Raw genomic sequence first — 26,977 nt, 5'->3', positions numbered from 1 at the left:
CGCACGCGTCGATTCTCACGAGGAGTTCCATGTCCGTACCCGGGATGCGTCGGGCCGCTGTCGGCCTGACCGCGCTCGCGGTGGCAGCGCTCGGCGCGGTCGCCACCACCGGAGAGCAGGCCGACGCGCGACCGAAGCCGGTCGACGTCACCCTGCTGGCCCTCAACGACTTCCACGGCAACCTCGAACCGCCGAGCGGCTCCAGCGGCACCATCGCCGGCCAGACCGCGGGCGGCGTCGAATACCTCGCGACCCACCTGGCCGAGCTGCGCGCCGCCGCGAAGAAGAAGAACACCATCACCGTCGCCGCCGGCGACCTGATCGGCGCGTCGCCGCTGCTCTCCGCCGCGTTCCACGACGAGCCGACCATCGAGGCGCTGAGCATGGCCGGTCTGGACTACGCCAGCGTCGGCAACCACGAGTTCGACGAGGGCGCCGCCGAGCTGCTGCGCATCCAGAACGGTGGCTGCCACCCGGTGGACGGCTGCGCCGATGGCACCCCGTACCGGGGCGCCGGCTTCAAGTACCTCTCCGCCAACGCCTTCAAGACCGCCACCGGCAAGCCGCTCATGGCGCCGTACGCGATCCACAAGGTGCAGGGCGTCAAGGTCGGCTTCATCGGGATGACCCTGGAAGGCACCCCGCAGATCGTCAGCCAGCAGGGCGTCGCCGGTCTCACCTTCGCCGACGAGGCGGAGACCGCCAACCGGTACGCCCGCGAGCTGCGCCGTAAGGGCGTACAGACCATCGTCGTGCTCCTGCACGAGGGCGGTGCCCAGGCGGCGACCGGTGGCATCAACGACTGCGTCGGCATGACCGGGCCCATCGTGGACATCGCCAACCGGATGGACCCGTCGATCGACGTGGTGGTCAGCGGTCACACCCACCAGGCGTACAACTGCAACATCAACGGCAAGCTGGTCACCAGCGCCAGCTCCTTCGGCCGCCTCGTCACCGACATCGACCTCAAGATCGACCGGCACAGCGGTGACGTGATCTCCGCCGCCGCGAACAACGTGGTCGTCACCCGGGACGTCGCCAAGGACCCGAAGCAGACCGCCCTGATCGACCGCTACAAGACCGTGCTCGGCCCGGTCGCCGACCGCCAGGTCGGCGAGACCACCGAAGCCATCACCAAGACCCAGGAAACCCTCTTCGGTACGACCCTGGGCGAATCCCCACTGGGCAACCTGGTCGCCGACGCGCAGCTCGCCGCCACCGACGACGAACAGAATGCGGTGGCCGCCTTCATGAACCCCGGCGGTGTCCGGGCCGACCTCAACGCCGGGCCGGTCACCTACGGAGAGGCGTTCACGGTGCAGCCGTTCGCCAACAACCTGGTGACCCTCGACCTGACCGGGGCGCAGCTCTACTGCGTACTCGAGCAGCAGTTCGTCACCGGCCGGACGCTGTACCCGTCGTCGACCGTCGGCTACGTGGTCGACCCGGCCGGCGCCACCGGCACCGCGGCCGACCCGTGCGCCGGCACCCGGGTGGTCCGGGGCAGCCTCACCGTCGGTGGCACCGCCGTCGACACGGCCGCCACCTACCGGGTGACGGTGAACAACTTCCTCGCCGGCGGCGGCGACGGCTTCAGCGCACTCACCGGCGGCACCAACCAGGTCACCGGCCTGATCGACCTGGACGCTCTGGTGGCGTACCTGACCGCGCAGTCGCCGGTCTCCGCCCCGGCGCTCGACCGTATCCGCACCACCGCCGAGGTCCCCGCCGCCTGACGGCCGACCCCGCGACGTCGGGCCCCGGAGCACCCGCTCCGGGGCCTGATCCGTCCCGCCCTGTTCCCGTCGGTCGCATGATCGCGCTCCAACCTGGAAGTAGTGGCCTGCGGGCGTGCGGATGCCACTCGATCCAGGATCGAGCGCGATCTTGCGGAATCGGCGGCTCCGCGAGCAAGATCCGCGCAACATCGGGGATGTTGCTGCCTCACGCGCGCCGGAGACAGCAACATCGGGGAACTTGCGCGGATCTTGGGCGCCGGGCGCCGGGCGCCGGGCGTCGGGCACCGGGCACCGCGCGCCGAGCGACGCGCGCCGCGCGCCGGGCGGGAGGCGTGTCGGGGTGTCAGACGGGGGCGGGGGTCGGGTTGGGGGTCGTGGGGGCCGGCGTCATCCGGCCGTCCTGATCGGCGCTGAGCAGTCGGCGCAGCGAGAGCGCGACCAGGGAGGCGACCAAGCAGCCTCCGACCACCGTCGCCACCCAGACCTTCCCGTCGGCGGCGCCGATCAGCGGGCCGGCGGTCACCGGGCCGATGACACCGCTGATTCCGAAGATCATCGAACTCATCGCGTTGTAGCGGCCGCGTAGCTCGTCGGTGGCCAGCGCGTTGGTCAACGCGGGCATGACCGGTGACAGCATCGTCTCGCCGAAGCCGAAGATCGCCGAGCAGGCCACCACGCACACGGCGGCCAGCAGGGCGTTCGTGCCGCTGACCAGCCCAGCCGCGCCGAGGACCAGCCAGGCGGTGGCGAACACGGCGCCCACCACGGCCAGCGCCCGGGTACGGCTGCGTCCGTCCATCCGGCGGATCACCACCAGTTGGGCGAGGACGATCATCACGGTGTTGGCGGCGAGCGCCCACGCCACCACTCGGGTGTGCACCTCGGCGACCCGTACCGCGTACGCGGCGAAGCCCACCTCGATCTGTGCGTATCCGCAGGTGGTGAGGATCAGGCCGAAGATCACCAGCCGTCGGAACGGGCGGTCGCGGAGCACGGTGAGGTAACCGCCGGGCGACGGCTCGTCGACGCCGCGACGGCTGCCGAGCCGGTGACCCACTCCCGGCAGGGTGAGCAGGATGATCGCCGGCAGCAGGTAGGTCACCGCGTCCAGCAGGTAGATCGTCTGGAAGGTGCCGAGGCGGGCGGTGTCGACGATCGCGCCGGACGTCATGCCACCGATGCCGATACCCAGGTTGAGCAGGGCGAAGTTCAGCCCGAAGACGCGTTGCCGCTCACCGTCGTCAGTCAGCGAGGCGAGGATCGTGTTCTGCCCGGACCAGATCGCCGAGCTGCCGACGGCGATCACGGTCATCACCAGCAGGGCTGACCCGGCCGAGTCGACAAGCGCCAGCGAGCCGGTCCCGACCGCCTCGATCAGCAGGCACGGCAGCACGATCCGACGTGCGCCGAACCGGTCGATCAGCGTCCCGCCCAGCGGCGACAGGGCCAGGGTGACCGCGCCGTACCAGCCGATCACGAGCCCGGCGCGGGCATCGGTGAGTCCGCGTACGTCGGTCAGGTAGATGAACAGGAACGGCAGGGTCAGGCCGCGCCCGATCGCCGACAGCAAGGTGCCGAGGAGGATCCGGCGGGCTTCTGGACGGCGAGGTAGGGCGCGACGCAGCATGTCCGGCATTCTGTGCGTTGGGTGTGACGTCAGGCGAACCCTTTTGGACGAAGCTCGGGCTCGCGGTGACCAACGCCACGACGGCAGCCGGTGTCGGCCCGGTCTGCGATGCTGGCCCGATGACCGGCACCTGGCGACACCTGCCTGCTTCCGCCCGCGCCATCGCGGTGACCGCCACGGCAGCCGTCGCCGCCGCCCAGGCCCGTGACGATGAGGAGTACGACGAGGCGGTCGCCGACCTGGCGGCTGACGAGCGGTCCGGTCTGGTGCTCGGGACGGTGGTCCGGCTCCTGCTAGAGGAGAGCCACCCGGATGGGTTGGACGGTGACGACATCCGCCAGGTGCTGGCGCGCTGCGTGCAGGACGCGATGCGCTGGCGGTCGGAGGTCGACCCGCACGTGGTGCTGGTCCTGTTGGCCGGCGCGCTGGGCGTGTACGACCCCGAGGGCGACGACGCGCCCCCGGACGCGTCCGCCCTGGCCCGGCACGCCCCGCTGCTGGTGGCCGATCTGCTGGCGGTGACGGGTGCGCCGTTGGACGGCTACCTGGCCGCCGCGTTCACCGAGATCGAGCGAAACGAGCGGCACGACTGACGGCGATAGGGCAGGGCCGCGACGCGAAGAGGGCACATCCGATCGATCGGATGTGCCCTCTTACCTCTGGTCGGGGTGGCCGGATTCGAACCGACGACCTCTTCGTCCCGAACGAAGCGCGCTACCAAGCTGCGCCACACCCCGAGGCGTGCCGACAAATAGTAGCCCACCCGCTCCGATGGTCAAACTCGGTACCCCCGCCGCCTGAGCCCGACCGGGATGATCGACTCGGCTTCCCTGAACGCGCGGTGTCCGGTCCGGGTGGATGGGCCGGTTTGCGGGAAGTCGAGTCGATCAACGGCGAGTCGATCAACGGCGAGTCGATCAAGCTAGCGGGGGATGAGGGTCAGGATGCTCGCCTCCGGGGGGCAGGCGAAGCGGACCGGGGCCGTCGGGTGGGTGCCGAGGCCGGCGGAGACGTGCAGCCACGAGTCCGAGCCCGGCCACCGGTGCAGCCCGCGCGCCATCGAGCGGGGCAGGCCGCAGTTGGTGACCAGCGCCCCGTACCCGGGGACGCACACCTGCCCGCCGTGGGTGTGCCCGGCCAGCAGGAGGCCGAAGCCGTCGGCGGCCATCTGGTCGAGCACCCGCGGTTCGGGGGAGTGCGTCACGGCGATGGACAGGTCGGCGGAGGACGCCACCCGGCCCGACACGGCCGGGTAGTCGTCCCGGTCGATGTGGGGGTCGTCGACGCCGACGAGGTCCAGCTCCCGGCCGCCGGCCTTGAGGCTCGTCCGGGCGTTGTTCAGGTCTGCCCAACCGGCGCCGGTGAAGACCTGGCGTAGCTCCTCGTAGGGCAGCTCGACGCCCTCGGTGTACTCCCGGTCGGGCAGGAAGTAGCTGAAGGGGTTCTTCAGCACCGGCCCGGTGTAGTCGTTCGACCCGAACACGAACGCCCCCGGATAGTCCAGCAGCGGTTGCAGCGCCCGCAGCACGCCCGGCACCGCACCGGGGTGCGCCATGTTGTCGCCGGTCACCACCACCAGGTCGGGATCCAGGGCGGCCAGCGACGCCACCCAGCGCTGTTTGCGGGCCTGGTTGGGCATCATGTGCAGATCCGACAGGTGCAGCACGCGCAGCGGCTCCGCGTCGGCCGGGAGCATCGGCACGTCGTACCGCCGCAGGGTGAACAGGTTGCGCTCGACGAGCGACGCGTACGCGAGGGTGGTCGCGCCAACCGCTGCGGTTCCGGCGGCGAGGCGGAATAGTGTGCGCTTTCGCATGGCGTTCAGGGTAGTTTGACCGTCCATGAGCACGCTGAAGGACCGCCTCACCGCCGACATGCGTTCCGCGCTCAAGGCGCGCGACGAGCTGACGACCTCCACGCTGCGGATGGCCCTGGCTGCCGTCGGCACCGCCGAGGTGGCCGGCAAGGCCAAGCGCGAGCTCACCGATGACGAGGTGCTCGCGGTGTTGACCAAGGAGGCCAAGAAGCGCCGGGAGGCGGCCACCGCCTTCGCCGACGCGGGCCGCACCGAGCAGGCCGCCAAGGAGACCGCCGAGGGCGAGGTGCTGGACCGCTACCTGCCCGAGCAGCTCTCGGATGCCGAGCTGACCGACCTGGTCGCGGGGGCGCTCGCCGCGGGCGGCTTCACCGGGAAGGCCCAGATGGGCCCGGCCATGAAGGCGGCCCAGGCCGCGGTGGCCGGCCAGGCCGAGGGGGGTCGGGTCGCCGCCGAGGTACGACGACAGCTGTCGGTCTAGTGCCTTTCGGTAACCGCTTCTGCAGAAATTGTCAACCACGTCCGCAAAAGTTGGGCTGCGAAGTATCGGCTGTGCGCCAGACCGAAATATGGTCTGAACCGAAGGCAAGCTTCTACTCGCGCGCTGCGGCCCGCTGTTCGAGTTTCAGTTCGGACAGCGGGCCGCAGTATTTATGTATCAGCAATTTTGTCGCGCATTCAGCAAGGGCGACTATTAACAGTTCGGCGAATCCATGATGCGGATTTTGTCCACCGTCCAGAAGCCCGTCGGAGTGCTGTTGTTGTTGACGTACTCGTTCGGGCCGAGGCAGCGCGTGTAGCCGTTCGTGTAGTGCAGCAGGGCACCGTCGTCGTTGCGGGAGTTGTAGACGTAGTAGGAGCCGTACGCCCCTGAGCTGAGGTTCTGGTAGGAGCTGGTGACATCCTTGTAGGCGGCCGTCCACGTCCTCGCGTTCCACTTGGCCTGAGTCTTGTAGAAGCACACCTGTGGATAGCCGCACCCGTAAGCAGTCGCGGCGCTAGCCGGTGAACCTATCGCCGTGGTAACAGAAATTGCGGCAACCACGCTTGCCGTCATCGTGCTAAGAATACGCCTGATCCGCATGTCTTTCCCCCGTCTGCGTTAAGGACTTAATGACGACTCTATAGGACGGGCTGAGGCGCAAGCAAGAGTGAAGGTGGTCATTGTTTGGTGGACGGTATGTGGTTTTTGTGATGGCTTGCTGTCTATGCCTCCCAAAAGAGTCGACGTAGTGGGCAGAAAAGTTGTCGCTGGCCGCACGAGTGCTCGGAGCAGTGGGTGCAATTCTTTGCAGCGGATCAGAGACTGTGCCGCGTCTTCGCTGGGCCCGCGTCAGTGAGGCGTCGGCGTCTAACAGAACGGGCGGGCACCCCCGAGAGAGGGTGCCCGCGCGTCTAACAGAACGGGCGGGCACCCTCGAGAGAGGGTGCCCGCCCGTTCGCGTGTGTTGCCGGGCCTCAGCCGCCCGGACGGTTACCGGGTCGGCCGGGCGGGTTGCCGGGCTGCCCCGGCTTGTTGCTGTCCGGCGGAGTGCCGCCGGCGCCGGTGCTGATCTGGATGGTGACCACGCCGCCCTTGATGGTGCGCCCGTCCGGGCTGGTGCCGGCGGCGGTGCCCGCCGGGCAGGACGACGCCACCTTCGTTTCGGACACGACGGGCTCGAAGCCCGCGCCCTTGATCCGGGACTTCGCCGTGTCGACCGGCTGGCACTTCACGTCGGGGATGCTGCGCTGGTCACCCTCGGAGATCTTCTGGCCCGGGGGTTCGAAGTTGATGCGCGGCTTGCCCTTCATGGCGTCCCGCAGCGTCTCGTACACCGGCGGGTTGATGCCGTCCTTCTCGGCGTGCTTCATCTTGACGTTCGTCTGCGGCCAGTCCGGGTCGGCCATGATGCCGGCCACCGCGTACTGCTTGGTCATCGCGACCAGCGCGGCGGTCTTCTCGGAGTCGGTGGTGCCGGACTTGCCGGCCACCGGCGCGTCGACGATGCCCTTCACCACGGCGGCCGTACGGCTGCTGCCGCACTTGCTGGTCTTGGAGTTGTCGCCGACCGGGCAGCGAGCGGCGTCGACGGCGGCGCGGGCTACCTCGGTGCTGAACCGCTTCTCACAGCGCGGGTTGGCGATGTCCAGCTTCTTGCCCTCCGGGTCGCGGATCTCCTGCACCGGGATCGGCTCGCAGTACTTGCCGTCCGCCGCGAGGGTCGCGTACGCGTTGGCCAGGTCCAGCGGAGTGGTGGAGGAGACGCCCAGGGTGAAGGCGCCCCACTGGTGGGCCGCCTCCTTCGTAGCGGCGAACTTGGCGTCGTTGCTGGCCCGGAACTGGATGCCGGCCCGCTTGGCGACGTCGACCACGTTCTCCGCGCCGACCTGCTGCTCCAGCGGCACGAAGTACGTGTTGACCGACTGGGCGAACGCGGTCCACATGTTCTGCACGCCACCGGCCTTCTTGCCGGAGTTGGTCGGGCAGTAGAAGTGGGTGCCGGGGCAGGCCGCTTCGCTGCCGCTTTCGATGATGTACTCCGACTTGAACTGCTGCGGCGCGTTCATCGAGTAGCTGAGCGGAACGCCCTTCTCCAGGGCCGCCACGATCGTGAAGATCTTGAAGGTCGAGCCGGCCTGGTAGCCGGCGATGCCGTCGCCGCCGGTGAGCAGCGGGTTGACCGTCGCCGGGTAGTTGCCCCGGATGCCCCGCTTGCTCTTCGCCGGATCGCTGGAAAGCTTGTTCTTCCGGTTCTTCGGGTCGTCCAGCTTGAACTGCCGGTTGACCGCCAGCGCCCGCACCCGGCCCGTGCCCGGCTCGACCACGGCGACCATGGCGGCTTCCTTGCTGTTCTCGCCCTTGGCCTTGCGGACCGCCTTGTCGGCGCCCTTCTGCGCCTGGACGTCGATCGACGTGACGACGGTGTAGCCGCCGCTCTTGAGCCGGCGCTCACGGTCGTACGAGGTCGAGCCGAACGTCGGCTGCTGCATCCACCAGCGGTAGAAGTAGTCGCAGAAGAAGCCCCAGCTGTTGACGTTGGTCGCGACACAGCCGTTCGGGGTGCGCTTGTCCTGCACCTTCAGCTTGACCGCCTTGGCGGCGTCGGCCTCCTGCTGGGTGATGGCCTTGGTGTCGACCATGTTCTGGATGACGTAGTTACGACGGTCCAGCGCCAGCGGGTAACCGCTCTTGGTGGTCGGGTCGTTCGTCGTCGGGGCCTTGACCATGCCGGCCAGCAGCGCCGCTTCCTCGATCTTCAGCTTGCTCGGCGGCTTGCCGAAGTAGACCTGGCTGGCCGCGTAGATGCCGTACGCGCCATTGCCGAACGAGGCGAGGTTGAGGTAGCGGGTCAGGATCTCGTCCTTGGAGAACTCCTTGTCGACCTGGAGGGCGAGGCGCATCTCGCGGAGCTTGCGGGCGCTCGTGTCCTCGGTCGCCGCGACCACGTCGGCCGGGTGGGTGGCCGAGTAGGCGATCGCCAGCCGGACGTACTGCATGGTCAGCGTCGAGGCGCCCTGGCGGCCGGCGCTCTCGTTCTGGTTGTTGACGAACGCGCGGGCGACACCGTTGATGTCGACGCCGTTGTGCTTGTAGAAGTCGTGATCCTCGGCCGCGATGATGGCCTTGATCATGTACGGCGAGATGTCGGCGTGCTTCACGTCTCGCCGGTTCTCGTCGTACATCGTCGCAAGCGGGGTCTTGCCGTCCGAGGCCAACAGGTAGCTGATCTGTGGCGCGCGGGCCACCGTCAGCTCCGTTGGCAGGTTGCCGAATGTCTCGGCGCCGGCCTTCGCGGCCAGTCCGGACATCGCCACCGCGGGGAAGGCCGCCGCAGCGACCACCACGCCAGCCAACAGGCCACATATGAGCAGCGATGCGGCGTTGGTCAGCACATTGTGGTCACGTTTCCGCATCCAGGTCACCTCGGCATGGTACGCGAGTAGGGAACGAGGGGCGCCTGGGCGTCTTTCCCCATTTCCTGCGCGCGCTGCCCTCGTTGTGCTAAACGCATGACCCCCGGTACGAGGTTGCGTGTGATCGGCGTGAGTCTCCTCCGTTTGGTGGAGGCGGCGCAGCGTTTTCGTGGACCTCGGCGGGGTAACCGGCGGTCGAGAGCCCGGGAAGCCGGGAGTGTCCGGAATGATGGATTTCGCCGACAACGTTGCGTAATCGGTCGACTACAGAGCATGATGATGGCGGCGACAGCGCCACATGTCGTCCGCGCCGCCTTGGGGAAGGCGAGCCGGGCGATCGGGGGGAATTGCCGGCTGCCGTGCAACGAGGTCGGTAGGTACTGCAAGGGGGGACGAGTACACATGGGCATGATCACTGACTGGCCGTCGCTGGCGGCGTGTCAGAACGGGGACCCGGACGCGTTGTTCGTACAGGGCGCCGAACAGAACGTGGCCAAGCGGATCTGCCGGAGCTGCCCAGTTCGGTACGAGTGCCTGGCCGACGCGCTGGACAACCGGATCGAGTTCGGTGTGTGGGGCGGTATGACCGAACGCGAACGCCGAGCGTTGCTGCGTCGTCACCCGCAGGTGACGAGCTGGCGCAAGATGTTCGAGGCAGCGATGAAGAAGAACAGCAAGGACAAGGCCGGCAAGGACAAGATCCTGGTCACCGCGGCAACCTGACGCCGCTCACGACCGGCTGATCGCCGCGCCGATCGTCCGTAGCCCGTCGACGTCGTGCACGTCGGCGGGCTGCGCCGTCACCGACACCGCCGGCACCGCCGGGAACGCCTCGGTGAACCGCGCGGCGACCTGCTGCTCGCGTACCGCCTGACGTGCCAGCGCCGCGTGCGCCCGCAGCACGTCGGCGGTGCCCTCGTGGCCACCCAGCTCGGCCAGCCGCTCCGCGGCGGCGCGACTCCGCTCGGCGTCCAGCTTCGGGACCACCGGGCGGTGCACCCGGTTGAGCACCAGGCCGGCGAGCGGCATCTTCTCCTCGCGCAGGCGGCCCGCGAAGTAGGCGGCCTCCCGGACCGCGTCCGGCTCCGGCGTCGCGACCAGCAGGAAGGCCGTCTCCCCCGCCTGGAGGATGCGGTACGTCTGCTCGGCCCGCTGCCGGAAGCCCCCGAACATCGAGTCGAGTGCGGCCACGAAGCCGGACAGGTCGGTGAGCAGCTGCGCGCCGAGAACCTTCTGCACCACCTTCGAGAACATCCCGAACGACGCCGTGACCAGGCTGAACATGCTCCGCCCGCCACTGCGCGCCGGTGCCAGCAGCAGGCGCAGCATCCGACCGTCGAGGAAGCGGGAGAGTCGGGCCGGCGCGTCCAGGAAGTCCAGCGCCGAGCGGGACGGCGGGGTGTCCACCACGATCAGGTCCCACTCGCCGCGCGCGTGCAACTGGCCCAGCTTCTCCATCGCCATGTATTCCTGGGTGCCGGCGAATGTCGAGCTCATGGCCTGGTAGAACGGGTTCGCGAAGATCTCCGCGGCCTTCGTCGGGTCGGTGTGCTGGAGCACCACGTCGTCGAAGGTGCGCTTCATGTCCAGCATCATGGCGTGCAGCTCACCGCCGCTGGCCTCGACGTCGATGCCCTTGACCTGCCGGGGCGTGTTGTCCAGCTCGGTCAGGCCCAGCGACTGGGCGAGCCGGCGGGCCGGGTCGATGGTGAGCACCACGGTGCGGCGGCCGTGCTGCTCGGCGGCCCGCAGCGCCAGCGCGGCGGCCGTGGTCGTCTTTCCCACCCCGCCGGCACCGCAGCACACGACGATCCGCACGCCCGGGTCGGCGAGGATCTGGTCGACGTCCAGCTGCGGCGCCGCGTCTTCGGAAGGCACCAATCGAGCGTATCGGGCCGCGTCGGTCCATGCGCCCGTGCTGAGCTCAGGTGTGAGTCAATCGGCGTGGACGAGGGCCTGGGCCAGGGCCGCGAGGCCCGTCCGGTCCACCCCGTCCGGCAGCAACGGCAGCTCGACCATCGGCAGCCCCAGCTCCACCAGGTCGGCGCGGAGGGAATCCTCCAGTTCGCGCCGGATGAGCTGGTCCCGTGCTTCGTCGTGCAACCCGGCCACGATGTCCTGATCGGCCGGCAGGCCAGCGGCGACCAGACCCCGCCGCAGGTCCGCCGCGGTGACCGCAGGGCCGGCCGGCAGCGCGGGCCGGGCGCCGTTGACGATCACCTTCCCGATGCCGAAGCCGAGGGACGTCAGGTCGGCGATGGCGTCGACCGTCTCCTGCACCGGCATCTCCTCCAGGAGGGTGACCACGTGCACGGCCGTCATCGGGGAGCGCAGCAGCGCGGACACCCCGTCGCTCTGGGTCTTGATCGGGCCGACCTTGGCGAGCCGGGCCGTCTCGGCCGTCACGTTGAGGAAACGACCGATCCGACCGGTGGGCGGCGCGTCCAGGACCACGGCGTCGTACGCGCGCCGCTGCCCCGAGGTGCGGGTCGTGGCCTCCTTCACCTTGCCGGTGAGCAGCACGTCCCGCAGGCCCGGGGCGATGGTGGTGGCGAAGTCGATGGCCCCCAGCTTGCGCAGCGCCCGCCCCGCCGCGCCCAGCTTGTAGAACATGTCGAGGTATTCGAGCAGGGCCTCCTCGGCGTCCACCGCGAGCGCGCGCACCTCACCACCGCCGGGCGCGTCGGCGAGGTGTCGCTCCTCGTACGGCAGCGGGTCGAGGCCGAAGAGTTGGGCGATGCCCTGTCGCCCCTCCACCTCCACCAGCAGGGTGCGCCGGCCACCGGCAGCCAGCGCCAGGGCCAGCGCTGCCGCCACGCTGGTCTTGCCGGTGCCGCCCTTGCCGGTCACGACGTGGAGGCGGGCCGACCATCCGCTACCGGCCGGGTCGGACGGCCGCTCAGGTGCACGCACCCGTCGAGCCTATCCAGGGCGACGGGTCACGCGACCTCGCAGACCCACCAACCCGTCTTCTGCACCACGGTGAAGCGCAGGTCCTGGTCGGCCACCTTCTCGTCGGCCGTGGTCATGGTGACCCGCGTGGAGACGGTGGCCCGGTCGCCGGTCTGGTTGTCGACCTTCGGGGTGGTCCACTTGAACCGGGGGTTCTGGTACGTGGCGGCGTACTTCTCCACCTCGGCCACCTTGGCGGCGATCTTCTTGTCGTCGCGCGAGGCGGCGCAGACGTGGTCGGCGGCCTTCCCGGCGTCCCGATCCTTGTAGACGGCGGTGAGGAACTCGTCGACGGCGACCGCCGGCTCCTTCGCGCCCTCGCCGGACTCGGCGTTACGCAGGGTCAGGAACGTTACGACGCCACCGCCCACGCAGAGCACCATGATCACGGCCAGCGCGATGGCCGCGATCAGCAGGCCGCGCTTCTTCTTCGGCTCGGTGCCGCCGGCGTACGGCGGGTAGCCGGGCGGGGGCGGCGGAATCGCGCCCGGGGAGACGGGCAGCGCCGACGTGTCGGCCGGGCCTCCGGTCGGCGGGACGCCACCGGGCGGGGCGGGGGCGACCGGCGCTCCGGGCTGCGCGGGAAACGCCCCTGCCCCAAGCTGGCCGGAAGAGACAGGCTGGCCGGAGACGGGCTGGCCGGAGACGGGCTGGCCGGAGACGGGCTGGCCGGAGACGGGCTGACCGGGCACGGGCTGGCCGGGGAGGGCGAGCTGACCACCGGGGACGGATTGGCCGGACCCGGCGCTCTGTTCGGGGAGCGCCGGCTGGCTGGCCCCGGCGGGCTGGCTGGGCTGCGTCGACGGGCCGGGCTGGGCCGGGATGACGGGCTGGCCCGGTGTGGCCGGCGTGCCGGACTCGCCGGTGGAGATCGTCGGGTCGGACTGCCCGGGGCTGGCCGCTGCCTCGGGCTGGGCGGTGGGGTCCGGGTGGGCCGGCGGAAGAGCGCGCGGGCCGGCCTGGTCGCCGCTGGGCGGTTGGGTCATCTCGTTCCCCCGGGGGTGCGGCGCCCGGCCGCCACCCCGGGCGCCGAGCGAGATCGAGCGGGCGGCCGGGCGCTGCGCGACCGTCCGACCGAGAGGGTAGCGGCCGACCGCCGGTTCGGTGTCGCCCCTACCGCGCCGTACGTCGCTTCTGGACCCGGAGAAGCGGATGGTGACATCCGACGCAGTCGGGATTCCTGCCTCCGGTCTGTCACATATGTGACTCAGGGTGACTGATCGTGCGCGTCCTGTTGGCGGGACCGCCCCCGTGGACCTACCTTCGTCCCGGTGCGGGGGACCGGAACGGTTGGTTGAACCCGACCGGAAGCGTGATCCGAGAGGTACGACCGGAGGCAGTTCATGCGCGACGCGGACAACATCCCTCGCACCCACTTCCCGACCAACGACCGGCAACGGCGGCTCGGGTCCACGGGTGAGGTGGCCGGCGGGCTGGTCGGCAACCTGCCCATCAACGAGCGGTCGTACCGCCGGGTTTCGGAGCCGCCGGAGATCGCCCGAGCGTCGAACCGACCGGTCGAGCGGTTGCGGGACGACGACGAGCCGGGCTTCGTCATCCACCTGCCGATCCGGGTGCCCGATCTGGCGGCGGCGACCATGTTGGCCGGGCGGGTCGCGGTGTCGCTGGGCTTCCTGCCGGAACTGGACGCGGGCGAGACGACCGTGTCGAACGCGGACGACCAGAACAACCGGCACCGGGTCTTCTGCGACCTGTTGCTGCCCGACCGCTCGCGTTGCCCGCAGGGGTACGGGCACGAGGGGCCCTGTGGAGAGCTGCCGGCCACGCCGGAGCAACGTCCCGCGCCCCGCCCGGCCAGCGGACCGTAGGCTGTGCCTCGACGAAGTCCGCACCACGAGGGAGCCCTCCAGCGATGCAGAAGTGGGAATACTCCACGGTCCCTCTGCTGGTCCACGCGACCAAGCAGATCCTCGACAACTGGGGTGAGGACGGGTGGGAGCTCGTCGCCGTGGTCCCCGGCCCCAACCCGGACCAGCTCGTGGCATACCTGAAGCGGCCCAAGGCGTGAGCGCCGGTACTCCGGCGCGGCGACGCTCCGCGATCGCGAACGACGAGGTGACGCGATGAGCAACGGCCCCCACGCGAAGCTCGCCGAGCTGGGTCTCGAACTGCCCGACGTGGTGCCGCCGGTGGCCAGCTACGTGCCGGCCGTGCAGTCCGGGCAGCACGTGTACGTCTCGGGCCAGTTGCCCATGGCCGAGGGTAAGCTCCTGGCGACCGGCAAGGTCGGCGCGGGGATCTCCGCCGAGCAGGCCAAGGATCTCGCCCAGCGGTGCGCGCTCAACGCGCTGGCGGCGGTCGACTCGCTGGTCGGCCTGGAGAACGTGGTCAAGGTGGTCAAGGTGACCGGTTTCGTGGCCTCGGCCCCCGGGTTCATCGGCCAGCCCGCCGTGATCAACGGTGCCTCCGACCTGTTCGGCACCGTCTTCGGCGAGGCCGGCCGTCACGCGAGAAGCGCGGTAGGCGTGGCCGAACTCCCCCTGGACGCCCCGGTGGAGATCGAACTGATCGTCGAGGTCGCCTGACCCCACCGCGATCTTGCACTTCCTGTCCCGACGAATGCCGTGAACAGGCATGAAGTAACAGCAGGAAGTGCAAGATCGCGGGGAGTGTCGGGCGGGGTCGTACGATCGCAGCCATGAGCGGGCACGTGACTGGGGCCGTGGCGGCGTTGGCTGGCGAGCTGCCGGCGTGGGTTTCGCTGCTACGCGCGCCCAACCCGGGGCCGATGACCCTCGACGGGACCAACACCTGGGTGCTGCGCGCGCCGGACGCCGACCACGCCGTGGTGGTCGACCCCGGGCCGGCCGACGAGGGGCACCTGAAGCGGATCGCGGAGCAGGGCCCGATCGGCCTGATCCTCATCACCCACGGGCACCCCGACCACACCGAGGGCGCCGCCCGCCTGCGTGAACTGGTCGGTGCGCCGGTCCTCGCCGCCGACCCGGCGCACACCATCGGCGGTACGCCACTGAGCGCCGAGACCACGCTCGACGACACCCTCGGCATCCGCCTGCTGAACACCCCCGGACACACCGCCGACTCGGTCTGCTTCCTGGTTGAGTGCGGCGACGAGCGGGTGGTGCTCACCGGTGACACCATCCTGGGCCGCGGTACCACCGTGGTGGCCCACCCGGACGGGAACCTCGGCGACTACCTGGGCAGCCTCGAGCTGCTGTCCTCGTACACCGGGATCGCGGCGCTGCCGGGCCACGGCCCGGCGCTGGCCGACTGCGCCGCCGCCGCCGAGTTCTACCTCGCCCACCGGCGTGCCCGGCTCGACCAGGTCCGGTCGGCTGTCGACGCCGGCGCCCGGACGCCCGCCGACGTGGTCGCGGCGGTCTACGCGGACGTGGACCGCTCGCTCTGGTGGGCGGCGGAATGGTCGGTCCGTGCCCAGCTGGAGTATCTGGGCGTCGACAGCGGGGAATCCGCGCCGGGGGTCAGTGGGTTGGAGCACACGTGACCTGCCCGGTGTGCGGAACCGTCGCCGTCCCCGGCGCACGGTTCTGCCACAACTGCGGCGCCGCGCTACCGGCGGCCGCCTCGTTGCCGGCGGCCGAGCGCCGGGTCGTCACCGTTCTCTTCGGTGACCTCTCCGAATTCACCTCCTGGTCGGAGGACCTCGACCCGGAACGCGTCGGCGCGGTCACCGACCGCGTGCTCGCCGCCCTGGCCGGTGCCGTCAAGACCTTCGGCGGGCACGTCGACAAGCTGACCGGCGACGGGATCATGGCGGTCTTCGGGGCCCCGGTGGCGCACGAGGACGACGCCGAGCGGGCCGTCCGGGCCGCCCTGTCGATGCAGCGGGCGGTGCGCCGGGTGCTCGACGACGAGCGGGGCGGCGGCGCGCCGCTCGGTCTGCGGGTCGGCCTGAACACGGGCGACGTCATCGCGGGCATCCAGGCCGCCATCGAGTACACGGTCATCGGCGACACGGTGAACACCGCCGCCCGGCTGGCCGACGCCGCTGCCGTCGGCGCGGTCTACGCCGGCGGGCGCACCGCCGCCGCCACCCGGCACGTCGCCTCCTGGCGGGCGCTGCGCCCGCTGCGGCTCAAGGGCAAGCGGGAACCGGTCGAGGCGTACGAGCTGCTGGGCCTGTTGGACGCGCCGGGCACCCGCTCGGGTCTCGGCGACGAGGCGCCCTACGTGGGCCGGGAGACCGAGATCGGGCGGATCGCCGGCCGACTCGCCGAGGTGATCGACCAGGGTGACCCGCGGGTGCTGCTGATGACCGCCGAGGCGGGCATCGGCAAGTCCCGGTTCGCCGCCGAGGTCGAGCGCCTCGCGGCCGGGTACGACGTGGGCGCCGGCCGGTACGCGGCGCACACCGGCGCGCGGGTGCTGTCGGTGCGCTGCGCCGCCTTCGGCGAGCGGCGTCGGCTCGCGCCCCTGGCCGACCTGGTCCGTGCCGCCGTCGGTCTCCCCAGCGACGCGGCCACCGCGCTGACCCGGCCGGCCGTGGAGGAGCGGCTACGCCGACTCGGCCAGCGTCTCGCCCGCTCGGGTGAGACGGTTCCGATCGCCAATGACCAACTGCTCGCCCTGCTCGGCTACGCCGAACTGCCCGCGCACGCCGGCACCGACAACGGCGAGTGGGGCGCCGCGGGTACGGCGGCCGCCGACGCCGAGGCGGTGCCGAGCGCCGTGGCCGACCTGCTCAGTGGGCTCGCCTCGGAAGCGCCGCTGGTGATCGTGGTGGACGACCTGCACGACGCGACCGCCGAGACCATCAGCGCCCTCGGGGCGACCCTCTCCCGACTCACCGGCCCGGTGCTCGTCCTGCTGCTCGGCCGCCCCGAGCTGGTCCGTACCGCCGGTGCGTTGACCCGGGTCGCGGACGCCGAGGTGCACTCCCTGCCGCCGCTGCGGGGCGCCGACGCGGCCCGCCTGCTCACCAGTTATCTCGGCGGCGGGAAGTTGCCGCCGGCGGACGCCGACCGGCTGCTCGCCACCGCCCAGGGCAACCCGTTCTACCTGGCCGAGTTGGTCACCCTGCTGATCGAGCGTGGCGCGCTGACCACCGCCGCCAACACGCGGGACCAGGACTCGTCCGGCTGGCGGTTGGTACCCGGCTCGCTGGGCAGCCGGCTGCTCTCCCGGGACCTCGCGGCCGTCCTCGCCGCCCGGATCGACGCGCTGCCCCCGGACGCCCGTTCCGTGCTGCGCGACGCCGCCGTCGTCGGCGACACCGTGCCGACGGGCGCGCTGGAAGCGCTCCGCGAACAGCGCCGGGACGGGAGACCGTCGGCGGTGGTCGCCGTCGAGTTCGACCGGGCCGTCGAGGAGCTGCTGCAACGCCGCATGCTGCACCGCACCCGCTCCGGGTACGCGTTCGCCACCCCGCTCATGCGGGAGGCCGCGTACGCCGGGGTGAGCAAGGCGGAGTTGGCCGAGCGGCACGCCGCGTTGGCCCGCTGGGCCGCGCCGGCCGAGGGTGTCACGGCGGGCGGCTTCTCGGAGGAGGCCCGCGACGACTTCGTGGCCGCACACGTGCAGCGGGCGGCCACGCTCGCCGACGCGGTGAAACTGCGACCGGACGCGCCGGCCCGCGCGGTGGTCCCGCTCGGGATCGCCGCACTCGGCCGGGCCGCCCGCCGCTCGCTGTCCGCCGGGGAGCCCGCCCTCGCCGTCGAGTACGCCGAACGCGCCAGCGAACTGGCCCGCGACGGGGTGCCGGCGACCGACCGGGTGGTGCACGCCCGCGCGCTGTTGCAGATCGGTCGGGTCGTGGACGCGCTCGCCTTCGCCGAGAAGATCGCCGCGAACGCGGGGGACGACGCCACCCGGGCCAGCGCCCTGCTGCTCGCCGGGCAGGCCCAGCAGACGCTCGGTGAGCAGGGCCGGGCGGAGGCCGCCTGGCAGGAGGCGTTGCAGGTGGCCACCGCCGAAGGGCTGCCCACGCTGCGCGCGTCCGCCATGCGCCGGCTCGGCATGGGCGACTTCGTGGCCGGTCGGCTGAGCCAGGCGAGCAGCCGGCTGGCCGCCGCGTACCAGGTCAGCCTCGCCGCGCAGGATCGGCGCGGGCAGGCCTGGTCGCTGCAGAACCTGGCGTGGGTGACCACCACCCGGGGCGACTTCGCCGGCACCGACGCCGTGCTCGGTCGGGCCGCACGGCTCTTCGCCGAGCTGAAGGACCCGTACGGTCGGGCCTGGCTCCGGGGCACCACCGCGTTCGCCCGGCTGCTCGCCGGTCGGCTGCGCGAGGCGTGCCGCCTGGCGCAGGTCTTCCTGCCCTTCGGCGAGCGGGTGGGCGAGGCGTGGGCGGTGGGTACGCTGCGCGCGGTCGCCGCGTTCGCCACCGCCGAGCTGGGCGACCTGGCCGAGGCGGACCGGGAGGCCCGCCGCGCGTACCGCGAGTTCGCGGCCGCCTCCGACGACTGGGGGCGCGGGTTCGCGCTGGTGGTCCGGGCCGTCGTGGCGCGCGGGCTGGGCGAGCCGGAACACGCGGCCGACCTGCTCACCGACGCCCTGGTGTACGCCGAACAGACCTCCCACCCGCTGCTCACCGGGATGGCCGGCACGCTGCGCGGCTTCGTGGCGCTGGACATGGGCGACCACGAGACCGCCGAGCAGGCTGCCCGGGCGGTGTTGACGGCCGTCGAGCCGCACAACCCGCAGGCGCCGGCGCAGGTCGCGCCCCGGGTGCTGCTGGCCACCGCCCGACTGGCGGCCGGCGATCCGGCGACCGCGGTCGGGCTGCTCGCCCCCGTGGCGACGGCCGCCGCCACCACGCCCTCCCTGCTCCTGTCCCGCCGCCAGACGATGGCCCGGTACGCGTCGGCTCTGCTTGCCCACGGTCAGCTGGAGCAGGGGCTGGACTGGGCCCGACGGGCGGTCGCCGCACCCGCCGAGGACGTACGCAGCCAGGTGATCGCGGCGAGCGTGCTCGCCGAGGCGTTGGCGGCCTGCGGTCACCCGGCCGAGGCCCGGTCCTGCGCCGACGAGGCGGTCCGCCTGGCGTACGCGACGGAACAGCGCAGCGAACGACGGGCCGCCAAAGCCCTCCGGGAGCGCCTGACCCCCACGAGCCCCCCGCTTGGTGATCATGAAGTTGTCGCCACCGACGCCGGCGTGTCGACGCAATAACTTCATGATCGCCGCCGAGGGCGGGTGGGGTTCGGTGGGTTTTGGCGGTTCTGGGGATGTGGTTGTCCCGGGGAGCGGCTAGCGTGTCACCACCGCGCGGTGCTCCACAGTGGTGACCGTCGCCGTGCCTGGGGGAGGCCCACCATGAAGCTGCCGCGTTCCGTCGCCGGCTGGACCATCGCGGTCTTCGGCGTCCTGGCGCTCGTGATGGGCGCCGTGGGACTGCTCTGGCCGGAGGCGCAGTTGCGCATGCTCGGGTTCGAGGTGCCGGCGACACGTTCCTCCGGTGACTACACCGGCACCTTCCTGCTGGCGTCCTCGATGGCGGCGTTCAACATGGGCGTCTACTACCTGCTCGCGACGGTCACCGAGTGGCGGTCGTTCTACCGGTTCACGGTGGTGTTCCGGTTGGTCACCTTCACCGTGTTCACCATCGCCGTGCTGGCCGACATCGCTCCCGACAGGTTCTTCGGCGTGGCCGCGTGGGAAGGGCTCGGTGCGGTGGCGACCGCAATCGGCCTGCGGGTGGACGCTCGCCGGGGCACGCCGCCCGCCTCTGCCGCTCCAGCGCCGGCCGCTTCGGCGGACGCGGTGCGCTGAGCCACCGGCAGGGTTGGGTATTTTCGAGCGGTGACCGACACCCCGACCGGCGGCCTGCCGGTGCCGATCGTGCCCGGTCTGACTGATTTGCGGGTCTTTGCCCGAGGTGGTTACGCCACCGTCTACCAGGCCACCCAGATCTCCGTCGACCGCGAGGTCGCCGTCAAGGTGGAAAATCGCACGCTGGACAGCGAACGCGACCAGGCCCGCTTCCTGCGCGAGGCGCGGGCGGCCGGACGGATGTCGTCGCACCCGCACGTCGTGGACCTCTTCGACGTCGGCGTCACCGTCGACCAGCACCCGTACCTGATCATGGAACTCTGCGACGGGTCGTACGCCGAGCGGATGCGCAACTCGCCGCTCGGCCCGGTGGAGGCCCGCGACCTCGGCATCAAGATCGCCGACGCGTTGGCCCACTCGCACGGTGCCGGAGTGCTGCACCGGGACGTCAAGCCCGCGAACATCCTGTACTCGCACTTCAACTCGGCGGTGCTTGCCGACTTCGGGCTGGCCGTACTGGCCGAGGCTCGGGACGCCTCGGTCACCCTGGAGGTGCTCACCCCGGCGTACGCGCCACCGGAGATGTTCAGCCACAGCCCGCCATCGCCGGCCGTTGACGTGTACGCGCTCTGCGCCACCCTCTACGCGGTGATGCACGGCCGACCGCCGCGGTGGCAGTCCGAGCGCAACCCCAGTCTGGTGACCGTGCTGGAGATGTTCAGCCAGCCCATCCCCGCCCTGCCCGGCGTCCCGGACGAGCTGATCGACGTGCTGCGGCTCGGCATGGCCAACGATCCGGGCGATCGGCCGTCCGCCCTCGAACTGCACGACCTGCTCGCCACCCTGCCGTTCGGCGGGCCGGCCGCCCCGGTGAGTGGCGCCCCCATCAGTGGTGGCGCCTCGATCGGCGGTGGCTCGCCCAGGTCCGGCCTGTACGGCACGGGCCAGCCCGGTCCCCGTCCACCGGTCGAGGACACCCGCCCCGGCGTGCCCGGCGGCCGGCGCTGGCGGCGACGCTGGTTCCTCGGAGGCGCCGGCGTGCTGGCGCTCGCCGCCTCCGCCACCACCGGCGCCTGGGTGGCCAGCACTGACGGGTCGCCCAGCCCGTCCCCCTCGGTGACCCGGGTCGCGGCGCCGGCGACCGGACCACTGCCCGGTTGTGCCGGCGTGCCGACCGAACTGCCCAGTGGCGCCCACTGTCTGCCCGAACTGGAGTGCTTCGGCCCGGTGCGCATCCGCGGCGAACGTGCGGAGGCCGCGCGGGTCCCCTGCGACGGCCGGCACACCTGGGAGGCGTACGCCGAGGGCGTCCTGCCGGTGCCGCTGCTGGGCGCGGACCACGACGAGGTGGTCGCCGCCGAGCAGGTACGACAGGTCTGCAGCACCACGACGTTCCGGCTGACCACCGAGATCACCGAGCCGGCCGGCTGGCACCTGGAGGTGTTGCCCCCCGTCGACGGCAACATCGACCGGGTCTACCGCTGCCTGGCCGGCCGGGGCGTCGACGCGCTCACCGCCCCCACTCTCACCGGTCGCTGAACCCGCCGCGCGCTCGTCCCCGCTCCCGCACCGCCCGCAACGCGTCCCGGCTGTCCAGCGCGTCGAGGGTGTCCGCGTCGATGCCGTACGGCATCAGGTCCGGTAAGGCGGTGGGGTGCGGCTGCTCCGCCGGCTCCGGTTCGTCACGCTGTCGGGCGGCGGACACGGCGACCGTGGCAACCGTCGCCAGCAGCACGCACAGCAGCGCGAGAACGACCCCGACGAGGTCCTGCCGGCGCAGGACGACCAGCAGGATGAGCAGCGCGAGGGCACCCGGCGCCGCGACCGCCGCCACCATCCGCGCATCGATCCTGGAGAGTCGATTCACCCTTCCAGCATGTCGTGACCCGGCTCGCTGTCAACCGCAGAGGCGATCCGCCACGCCGATCGGCGTCGATCGAACGGTTGGGTCGACCTGACCGATCGGTATGCGTACGCAGTGGACTCGTCTCGCTACTCTCGGTGTTCCGCAGGCTGGTCCGTCAGCGAGGTCGCCCATGAACGTACGCATGCCCCGGTCCCGGCTCCGCTCGGTCGCGACGACGCTGGCCGTCGCCCTGACCCTCACCCTGGCCGCCGCGGCCGGATGCGACAGCCGCAAGGAGCCGGACCTTCCGTCGGTGCAGCAGAAACTGCGGGAGTCGCACATCTATGGTCAGTCGACGCTGCGCATCGGCGTCGCCAACAAGGAGCCGCTGATGGGCGACCTGCGTAACGGCCAGTACGTCGGCTTCGACGTCGAGATCGGCAGGTACATCGCTGCCTCGCTCGGCTACCAGGGCGAGCAGCGGCTGGAGTTCGTGTCGGTGGCCACCGAGAACCGGATCCCGGCGCTGCAGGGCGGCACGGTGGATCTTGTGGTGTCCAGCTTCTCGATGACCGAGGAGCGCGAGAAGCTGGTCAGCTTCGCCGGCCCGTACTTCGTCACCACCCAGGAGGTGTTGGTGCCGGTCCGGCTCAAGGACAAGATCCGCACCATTGAGGACCTGCGTGACCCGGCCTACAAGGTCTGCACCAGTGGCGGGTCCACCTCGGAGGCCGAGCTGGAGAAGCACCAGGTCAGAACGTTCGTGGTGCTGGACGTGGGGGACTGCGTCGACGGTATCCGGGCCGGCCGGTACGACGTGGTGAGCTCCGACGAGACGATCCTCGCCGGCTTCATGTCCATCTACCCGAGGGAGTTCGAGGTCGTGGACATGCCGTTCGGCACCAGCGAGCTGCTGGGCATCGGCGTGCCGATCGGCGACCCCGCGCTGCGTGACCTCGTCGCGTACTTCCTGCAGAAGAGCTACCTGCTGGGCCGCAACGGGGAGGCGAGCCCCTGGCAGATCGCGTACAACAGCACCCTCGGGCCGTGGATGCGCGTCGAGAAGCGTCAGCCGCAGCCGCTGAATGTGCCGGATCTGGTGGACTTCGACGACAAGACGCCCACGTCGTGAGCACGACGCCGACCGCCACCGACGGCCCGGTTCCACCGCCCCGTACGCCGGTGCCGGTCGAGCCGACAACCCAGGTCGAGTCCGGACGCGCGCCCTGGGACCCGTCGGAACGGCGGGCGCGGGCCAGCCAGTCGTTCTGGACCGCAGTGGTGGGCGTGCCGGCGATCTTCTCGGTGCTCCGGCTCGGCGTGGAGGCGGGCGGCGAGCTACAGACCACCCTGTTGCTGGTCGCCAACGTCGGGACGGTCAACCTGCTCGCGGGTTTCCTCACCACCGCGGCCCGACTGCTCTCCACCGGGCTGGTCGCCGTCTTCGCGCTCGGCGCGGTGCTGGCCGTGAGCGTGGAGCGCCTGCCCGCCGGCACCCGACGTCGTCCACTCTTCGCCCGCTGGGCGGACCTCACCCCGGCCTGGTTCGTGCTGGCCAGCTTTCTGCTCGCCCTGCTCACCTGGCCGCTGCTCTACCTGCCGCTGCTGCTGCCGGCGTTCGCGGCCGCGTTCCAGCTCCGGCCGGAGCGGCTGCACGAATGGGTCGTACCCCGGTTCCTGGCGATCGTCGCGCTGTTCGCCGGGTACGGGTGGCTGATGGTGCCCACGCTGCGCGCCGCCGGTGCGGCGGGTGACCTGCTGGTGCTGGCGCTGCTGATGGTCCCGCCGGTGCTGGCGCTGTTCATCGCCGGGCCGCTGCCCGGCGTGGTCATCCGTCCGCTGGCCTCGGTGACCGAGGTGGCGGTGCTGGTCATGCTGCTCTGGGCCGCGCTGCCGGTGATCAGCACACCGGTCCTGCCGCTCACCGTCACCACCGTGGGCACCGAGAACGGCCCGACCGAGGACGTCCGAGGGCACGTGGTGACCACCGACGACGTCAACATGGTGATCCTGCAGGAACGGGGTGGGGTCCGGTACGTGCCCGTCGGCCTCGTCCGGGCGCAGGTGCTCTGCCCAAGCGAGGAGGAGTTGCCCCGGCACCGGCTGCGCATCCACGACTTCCACGTCGAGGACTCGCTGCTGGAAGGGCTGGGCCGCCGCGTACGCCCGGTGAACCGCATCGACGCCGCCTGCCGTGCCCCCGGGCTACCCGCCGCGCCTCAGTAGGACTTCTCCTGGCCCAGGACGTGCTGGGCGACGAAGTTGAGGATCATCTCCCGGCTGACCGGGGCGATCCGACCCGCCCGCACCGCGCCCAACAGCGTCGCCACCCCGTACTCGGTGGTCATGCCGGCCCCGCCGAGGGCCTGCACGGCGGTGTCCACGGCGAGCGCGGCGGCCTCGCCGGCCGCGTACTTGGCCATGTTGCCGGCCACCCCGGCCTCCAGGTCACGGCCGGCGTCGTACAGCGTGGCCGCCTTCTGGATCATCAGTCGGGCCAGCTCCACCTGCACGGCCGCGTGCGCCAGCGGATGCGACACCCCCTGGTGGGAGCCGATGCTCCGGCCACCCCAGACCTTGCGGGTGGCGGTGTACTCGCTGGCGCGTTCGATGGCGTACCGGCCGGTGCCGGCACCCATCGCGGCCACCGTGATCCGCTCGGGGTTGAGCCCACTGAACAGGGCCGGCAGTCCGGTGTCGAGGGACTCGCCGACCAGCGTGTCGGCGGGCACCCGCACGTCGTCCAGGTAGAGCAGGAACTGGTTCTCCGGAGACACGATCTCCATGTCCAGCTTGGACCGGGTCAGCCCGGCCGCGTCGGTCGGCACGATGAAGAGCGCGGGCTTGAGCTTTCCGGTGGAGGAGTCCTCCGTCCTCGCGACGACGAGCACGTGACCCGCCTCGTCGACCCCGGAGATGTAGCACTTGCGGCCGTTGAGCACCCAGTCGTCGCCGTCGCGGCGGGCCACCGTGCCGAGGCGGTGGAAGTTGGATCCGGCCTCCGGCTCGGTGATCGCGAAGACGATCTTCGCCGAGCCGTCGGCGAGACCGGGCAGGTGCCGTTTGCGCTGATCCTCGGTGCCGTGTCGGGCGATCACGGTGGCCGCGATGGCGGGGGACACCACCAACAGCAGCAGCGGGCAGCCGGCCGCCGCCAACTCCTCGCAGACGATGGCCAGCTCGGTGATGCCGCCGCCCCCGCCGCCGTACTCGGTGGGGATGTTGACCCCCAGGTAGCCGAGCCGGCCCGCCTCCGCCCACAACTCGGTGGTGTGTTCGCCGGCCTTCGCCTTCTCGACGAAGTAGCCGTGCCCGTACCGGCGGCCGAGCGCCCGTACCGCGTCGCGCAACTGGTCCTGTTCGGAGGTGAGGTCGAAGGTCATCAGTGGTCCTTTCCGATAACGGCCAGCACGACGCCCGTCCGTACCTGACCGCCGGCGGGCACCGGCAGTTCGGCGACCACGCCATTGGTCGGGGCGAGCACGGGATGTTCCAGCTTCATCGCTTCGAGGGTGAGCAGAAGGTCGCCGGCCGCGACGCGCTGGCCGACCTCGACGTGCACCCGGGTCACCGCGCCGGGCAGTGGCGCGAGCAGCGAACCGGCGGCCAGCTCCGCGGTCGGCAGTGGCAGACGCGGCAGCTCGGCCAGGCTCGTCGCCCCGTCCGGGCCGTCCACGAAGACCTCCGACCCCACCCGGTGTACGCGGTACGACCGCCGCACCCCGTCGACGTCGAGGACCACGCGGTCCGGGGTGGCCTCGACCAGCTCGACGGTGCACGGGCCGGCGGCGCGCTCGTCGGTGTCGCGTTCGACGGACCACGCGGCGAGCCGGCCGCTGCGGTCGAGCCGGTAGCGGACCTCGATCTCGCCGTCCGGACCGGTGAAGCGGGTGACCTGTGCGACGGCCGGCACGTTGCGCCAGCCGGAGGGGAGACCGGCGAGGACCGGTGCGGTCGATCGGCGGTGTGCGGCGTTGGCCAACGCGGCGGCGAGCGCGGTGACCGGGAGCTGGTCGGCGGGGAGCAGCGGCGCGAAGACCTCCGGGTGCCGGTCCAGGAAGCCGGTGTCGATCTCGCCGGCCGCGAACTCCGGGCTGCGCAGCACCCGCACCAGGAGATCCCGGTTGGTGGCGACGCCGTGGATCTCGGCCCGCGACAGCGCGCCCGCGAGCGCGCGGATGGCCTCGGACCGGGTCGGCGCCACGGCGATCACCTTGGCCAGCAGCGAGTCGTAGTGCACGCCCACCACCGAGCCGGCCACCACGCCGGAGTCGAGTCGCAGGCCCGCCCGCTGGATCCCGCCGAACTCGCGGTCCACACCCGGCACCTGGAAGCGGTGCAGGGTGCCGGTGGCCGGCCGCCAACCCTGCGCCGGCTCCTCGGCGCAGAGCCGCACCTCGATCGCGTGGCCACGCGGGGCGGCAGGGTGCTGACGGGCGGGCAGCGGCTCACCCTCGGCTACCAGAAGCTGCATCCGGACCAGGTCCAGCCCGTCCGGAGTGGTCAGTTCGGTGACCGGATGCTCCACCTGGAGTCGGGTGTTCATCTCGAGGAAGTAGACCGCCCCGTCGGGCGTCAGCAGGAACTCGACAGTGCCCGCGCCCACGTAGTCGACAGCCCGTCCGGCGGCCTCGGCCGCCTCGTGCAGACGCTCCCGGACCTCGGCTGGCACGAGACCGGGCGCCTCTTCGATGATCTTCTGGTGCCGGCGCTGGATCGAGCACTCCCGGACGCCGAGCACGTGCACGGTCCCGTGGGTGTCGCCGAGGATCTGCACCTCGACGTGCCGGCCGCGCTCGACGTACCGCTCGATGAAGACCGTGCCGTCGCCGAACGCCGAAGCCGCCTCGCGCCGCGCGGAGGCGACGGCCTCGGCCAGCTCGGCGGCGTCCCGGACGATCCGCATGCCCCGGCCACCGCCACCGGCGGACGCCTTCACCAGCACCGGGAAGTCGGTGACCTGATCGACGTCGGTCCAGCTCGGCAGCATCGGCACGCCCGCCTCGGCGAGCAGCGCCTTCGCCGCCAGCTTGTCACCCATCGCGGCGATGACCTTGGCCGGCGGACCGACCCAGGTCAGGCCCGCGTCGGCCACCGCCGCCGCGAACTCCGCGTTCTCGGCGAGGAACCCGTAACCCGGGTGGACGGCGTCCGCGCCGCTGCGCCGCGCCGCCTCCAGGATGAGATCCACCCGCAGGTACGTCTCGGCCGGCGTGGCGCCCGGCAGCCGGACCGCCTGGTCGGCCTCCGCGACGAAGGGCGCGTCGGCGTCCGCGTCCGAGTGCACGGCGACGGTCTGCACGCCCATCGTCCGGCAGGTGGCGAAGACCCGCCGGGCGATCTCGCCCCGGTTGGCCACGAGCAGTCTGGTGATCATCAGCGGCCCT

At 71.5% G+C, this 26,977-nt stretch carries 23 protein-coding genes and 1 tRNA gene; 13 read left to right on the top strand and 11 right to left on the bottom strand.

Translation table 11 applies throughout. The annotated features are described in order from the left end of the window. Nucleotides 1–29: 29 nt before the first annotated feature. The gene (locus ACIA3K_RS09810; RefSeq protein ID WP_396800216.1) at nt 30–1,736 is read left to right on the top strand and encodes a bifunctional metallophosphatase/5'-nucleotidase; all 1,707 of its coding nucleotides are present in this window, start codon (nt 30–32) and stop codon (nt 1,734–1,736) included. A 346-nt stretch (nt 1,737–2,082) separates the two neighbouring features. On the opposite strand, the gene ACIA3K_RS09805 is transcribed toward ACIA3K_RS09810, so the two are convergent. Further along, complete coding sequence (locus ACIA3K_RS09805; protein ID WP_396800214.1) at nt 2,083–3,366, bottom strand: MFS transporter; 1,284 nt, start codon at nt 3,364–3,366, stop codon at nt 2,083–2,085. A gap of 119 nt (nt 3,367–3,485) precedes the next feature. Between ACIA3K_RS09805 and ACIA3K_RS09800 the strand changes: the two genes are divergently transcribed. After that, complete coding sequence (locus ACIA3K_RS09800) at nt 3,486–3,959, top strand: hypothetical protein (protein ID WP_396800212.1); 474 nt, start codon at nt 3,486–3,488, stop codon at nt 3,957–3,959. A 67-nt stretch (nt 3,960–4,026) separates the two neighbouring features. Here ACIA3K_RS09800 and ACIA3K_RS09795 read toward each other — a convergent pair. Then, nucleotides 4,027–4,103, bottom strand: a tRNA-Pro gene (locus tag ACIA3K_RS09795). Nucleotides 4,104–4,288: 185 nt separating this feature from the next. Continuing rightward, nucleotides 4,289–5,182 carry a metallophosphoesterase gene (locus tag ACIA3K_RS09790; RefSeq protein ID WP_355052540.1) on the bottom strand — a complete coding sequence of 298 codons (894 nt, stop codon included), beginning with the start codon at nt 5,180–5,182 and terminating at the stop codon, nt 4,289–4,291. 25 nt (nt 5,183–5,207) lie between these two features. Here ACIA3K_RS09790 and ACIA3K_RS09785 point away from each other — a divergent pair, with 25 nt between their 5' ends. Beyond that, entirely contained in the window at nt 5,208–5,663 is a 456-nt protein-coding gene (locus ACIA3K_RS09785) for a GatB/YqeY domain-containing protein (protein ID WP_396800211.1), read from the top strand. Nucleotides 5,664–5,876: 213 nt separating this feature from the next. On the opposite strand, the gene ACIA3K_RS09780 is transcribed toward ACIA3K_RS09785, so the two are convergent. Both ACIA3K_RS09780 and ACIA3K_RS09775 read right to left on the bottom strand, forming a co-directional pair. Continuing rightward, nucleotides 5,877–6,146 carry a hypothetical protein gene (locus ACIA3K_RS09780; protein WP_396800210.1) on the bottom strand — a complete coding sequence of 90 codons (270 nt, stop codon included), beginning with the start codon at nt 6,144–6,146 and terminating at the stop codon, nt 5,877–5,879. A 494-nt stretch (nt 6,147–6,640) separates the two neighbouring features. After that, the gene (locus ACIA3K_RS09775; protein WP_396800208.1) at nt 6,641–9,079 is read right to left on the bottom strand and encodes a penicillin-binding protein; all 2,439 of its coding nucleotides are present in this window, start codon (nt 9,077–9,079) and stop codon (nt 6,641–6,643) included. Nucleotides 9,080–9,481: 402 nt separating this feature from the next. Here ACIA3K_RS09775 and ACIA3K_RS09770 point away from each other — a divergent pair, with 402 nt between their 5' ends. After that, nucleotides 9,482–9,802: a WhiB family transcriptional regulator gene (locus ACIA3K_RS09770; RefSeq protein ID WP_396800206.1), complete on the top strand. Its 321-nt coding sequence runs from the start codon at nt 9,482–9,484 to the stop codon at nt 9,800–9,802. Between the two features lie 6 nt (nt 9,803–9,808). On the opposite strand, the gene ACIA3K_RS09765 is transcribed toward ACIA3K_RS09770, so the two are convergent. The 3 genes from ACIA3K_RS09765 to ACIA3K_RS09755 are packed head-to-tail and all read right to left on the bottom strand — an operon-like array spanning nt 9,809 to nt 12,723. After that, a complete protein-coding gene (locus ACIA3K_RS09765; protein WP_355052536.1) occupies nt 9,809–10,957 on the bottom strand; it encodes an ArsA-related P-loop ATPase in 1,149 nt (382 codons plus the stop codon). A gap of 57 nt (nt 10,958–11,014) precedes the next feature. Further along, nucleotides 11,015–11,992 carry an ArsA-related P-loop ATPase gene (locus ACIA3K_RS09760; RefSeq protein WP_396800204.1) on the bottom strand — a complete coding sequence of 326 codons (978 nt, stop codon included), beginning with the start codon at nt 11,990–11,992 and terminating at the stop codon, nt 11,015–11,017. Nucleotides 11,993–12,018: 26 nt separating this feature from the next. After that, the gene (locus ACIA3K_RS09755; RefSeq protein WP_396800304.1) at nt 12,019–12,723 is read right to left on the bottom strand and encodes a hypothetical protein; all 705 of its coding nucleotides are present in this window, start codon (nt 12,721–12,723) and stop codon (nt 12,019–12,021) included. Nucleotides 12,724–13,374: 651 nt separating this feature from the next. Between ACIA3K_RS09755 and ACIA3K_RS09750 the strand changes: the two genes are divergently transcribed. From ACIA3K_RS09750 to ACIA3K_RS09720, 7 genes are all read left to right on the top strand, one after another. Further along, complete coding sequence (locus tag ACIA3K_RS09750; protein WP_396800202.1) at nt 13,375–13,860, top strand: hypothetical protein; 486 nt, start codon at nt 13,375–13,377, stop codon at nt 13,858–13,860. Between the two features lie 44 nt (nt 13,861–13,904). Continuing rightward, nucleotides 13,905–14,060 carry a DUF4177 domain-containing protein gene (locus ACIA3K_RS09745; RefSeq protein WP_007466198.1) on the top strand — a complete coding sequence of 52 codons (156 nt, stop codon included), beginning with the start codon at nt 13,905–13,907 and terminating at the stop codon, nt 14,058–14,060. Nucleotides 14,061–14,115: 55 nt separating this feature from the next. Continuing rightward, nucleotides 14,116–14,577 carry a RidA family protein gene (locus tag ACIA3K_RS09740; RefSeq protein ID WP_396800200.1) on the top strand — a complete coding sequence of 154 codons (462 nt, stop codon included), beginning with the start codon at nt 14,116–14,118 and terminating at the stop codon, nt 14,575–14,577. A 113-nt stretch (nt 14,578–14,690) separates the two neighbouring features. Further along, on the top strand, nt 14,691–15,518 hold the full coding sequence (locus tag ACIA3K_RS09735; protein WP_396800198.1) for an MBL fold metallo-hydrolase: 828 nt from the start codon (nt 14,691–14,693) through the stop codon (nt 15,516–15,518). Further along, on the top strand, nt 15,515–19,144 hold the full coding sequence (locus tag ACIA3K_RS09730; RefSeq protein WP_396800197.1) for an adenylate/guanylate cyclase domain-containing protein: 3,630 nt from the start codon (nt 15,515–15,517) through the stop codon (nt 19,142–19,144). The genes ACIA3K_RS09735 and ACIA3K_RS09730 overlap by 4 nt, the downstream gene beginning before the upstream one ends. A 144-nt stretch (nt 19,145–19,288) precedes the next feature. After that, nucleotides 19,289–19,744, top strand: a complete 456-nt coding sequence (locus ACIA3K_RS09725; protein WP_396800196.1) for a hypothetical protein — start codon at nt 19,289–19,291, stop codon at nt 19,742–19,744. 30 nt (nt 19,745–19,774) lie between these two features. Continuing rightward, entirely contained in the window at nt 19,775–21,283 is a 1,509-nt protein-coding gene (locus tag ACIA3K_RS09720; RefSeq protein WP_396800195.1) for a serine/threonine-protein kinase, read from the top strand. On the opposite strand, the gene ACIA3K_RS09715 is transcribed toward ACIA3K_RS09720, so the two are convergent. Next, entirely contained in the window at nt 21,270–21,611 is a 342-nt protein-coding gene (locus ACIA3K_RS09715; RefSeq protein WP_396800194.1) for a hypothetical protein, read from the bottom strand. The two genes, ACIA3K_RS09720 and ACIA3K_RS09715, sit on opposite strands and share 14 nt — an antisense overlap. Nucleotides 21,612–21,780: 169 nt before the next feature. Here ACIA3K_RS09715 and ACIA3K_RS09710 point away from each other — a divergent pair, with 169 nt between their 5' ends. Together ACIA3K_RS09710 and ACIA3K_RS09705 are read left to right on the top strand one after the other, a co-directional pair. Next, a complete protein-coding gene (locus ACIA3K_RS09710) occupies nt 21,781–22,722 on the top strand; it encodes a transporter substrate-binding domain-containing protein (protein WP_396800193.1) in 942 nt (313 codons plus the stop codon). Further along, complete coding sequence (locus ACIA3K_RS09705; protein ID WP_396800192.1) at nt 22,719–23,816, top strand: hypothetical protein; 1,098 nt, start codon at nt 22,719–22,721, stop codon at nt 23,814–23,816. Before ACIA3K_RS09710 ends, ACIA3K_RS09705 begins: the two co-directional genes overlap by 4 nt. Here ACIA3K_RS09705 and ACIA3K_RS09700 read toward each other — a convergent pair. Next, the gene (locus ACIA3K_RS09700) at nt 23,810–24,973 is read right to left on the bottom strand and encodes an acyl-CoA dehydrogenase family protein (RefSeq protein ID WP_396800191.1); all 1,164 of its coding nucleotides are present in this window, start codon (nt 24,971–24,973) and stop codon (nt 23,810–23,812) included. The two genes, ACIA3K_RS09705 and ACIA3K_RS09700, sit on opposite strands and share 7 nt — an antisense overlap. Continuing rightward, complete coding sequence (locus ACIA3K_RS09695) at nt 24,973–26,967, bottom strand: biotin carboxylase N-terminal domain-containing protein (protein ID WP_396800190.1); 1,995 nt, start codon at nt 26,965–26,967, stop codon at nt 24,973–24,975. Before ACIA3K_RS09695 ends, ACIA3K_RS09700 begins: the two co-directional genes overlap by 1 nt. Nucleotides 26,968–26,977 lie beyond the last annotated feature (10 nt).

This window comes from Micromonospora sp. NPDC051543 (assembly GCF_044454415.1).
Classification (GTDB): Bacteria; Actinomycetota; Actinomycetes; order Mycobacteriales; family Micromonosporaceae; genus Micromonospora.
Note: the sequence above shows the minus strand (reverse complement) of the source record. Positions and strands in the feature narration are given on the sequence as shown.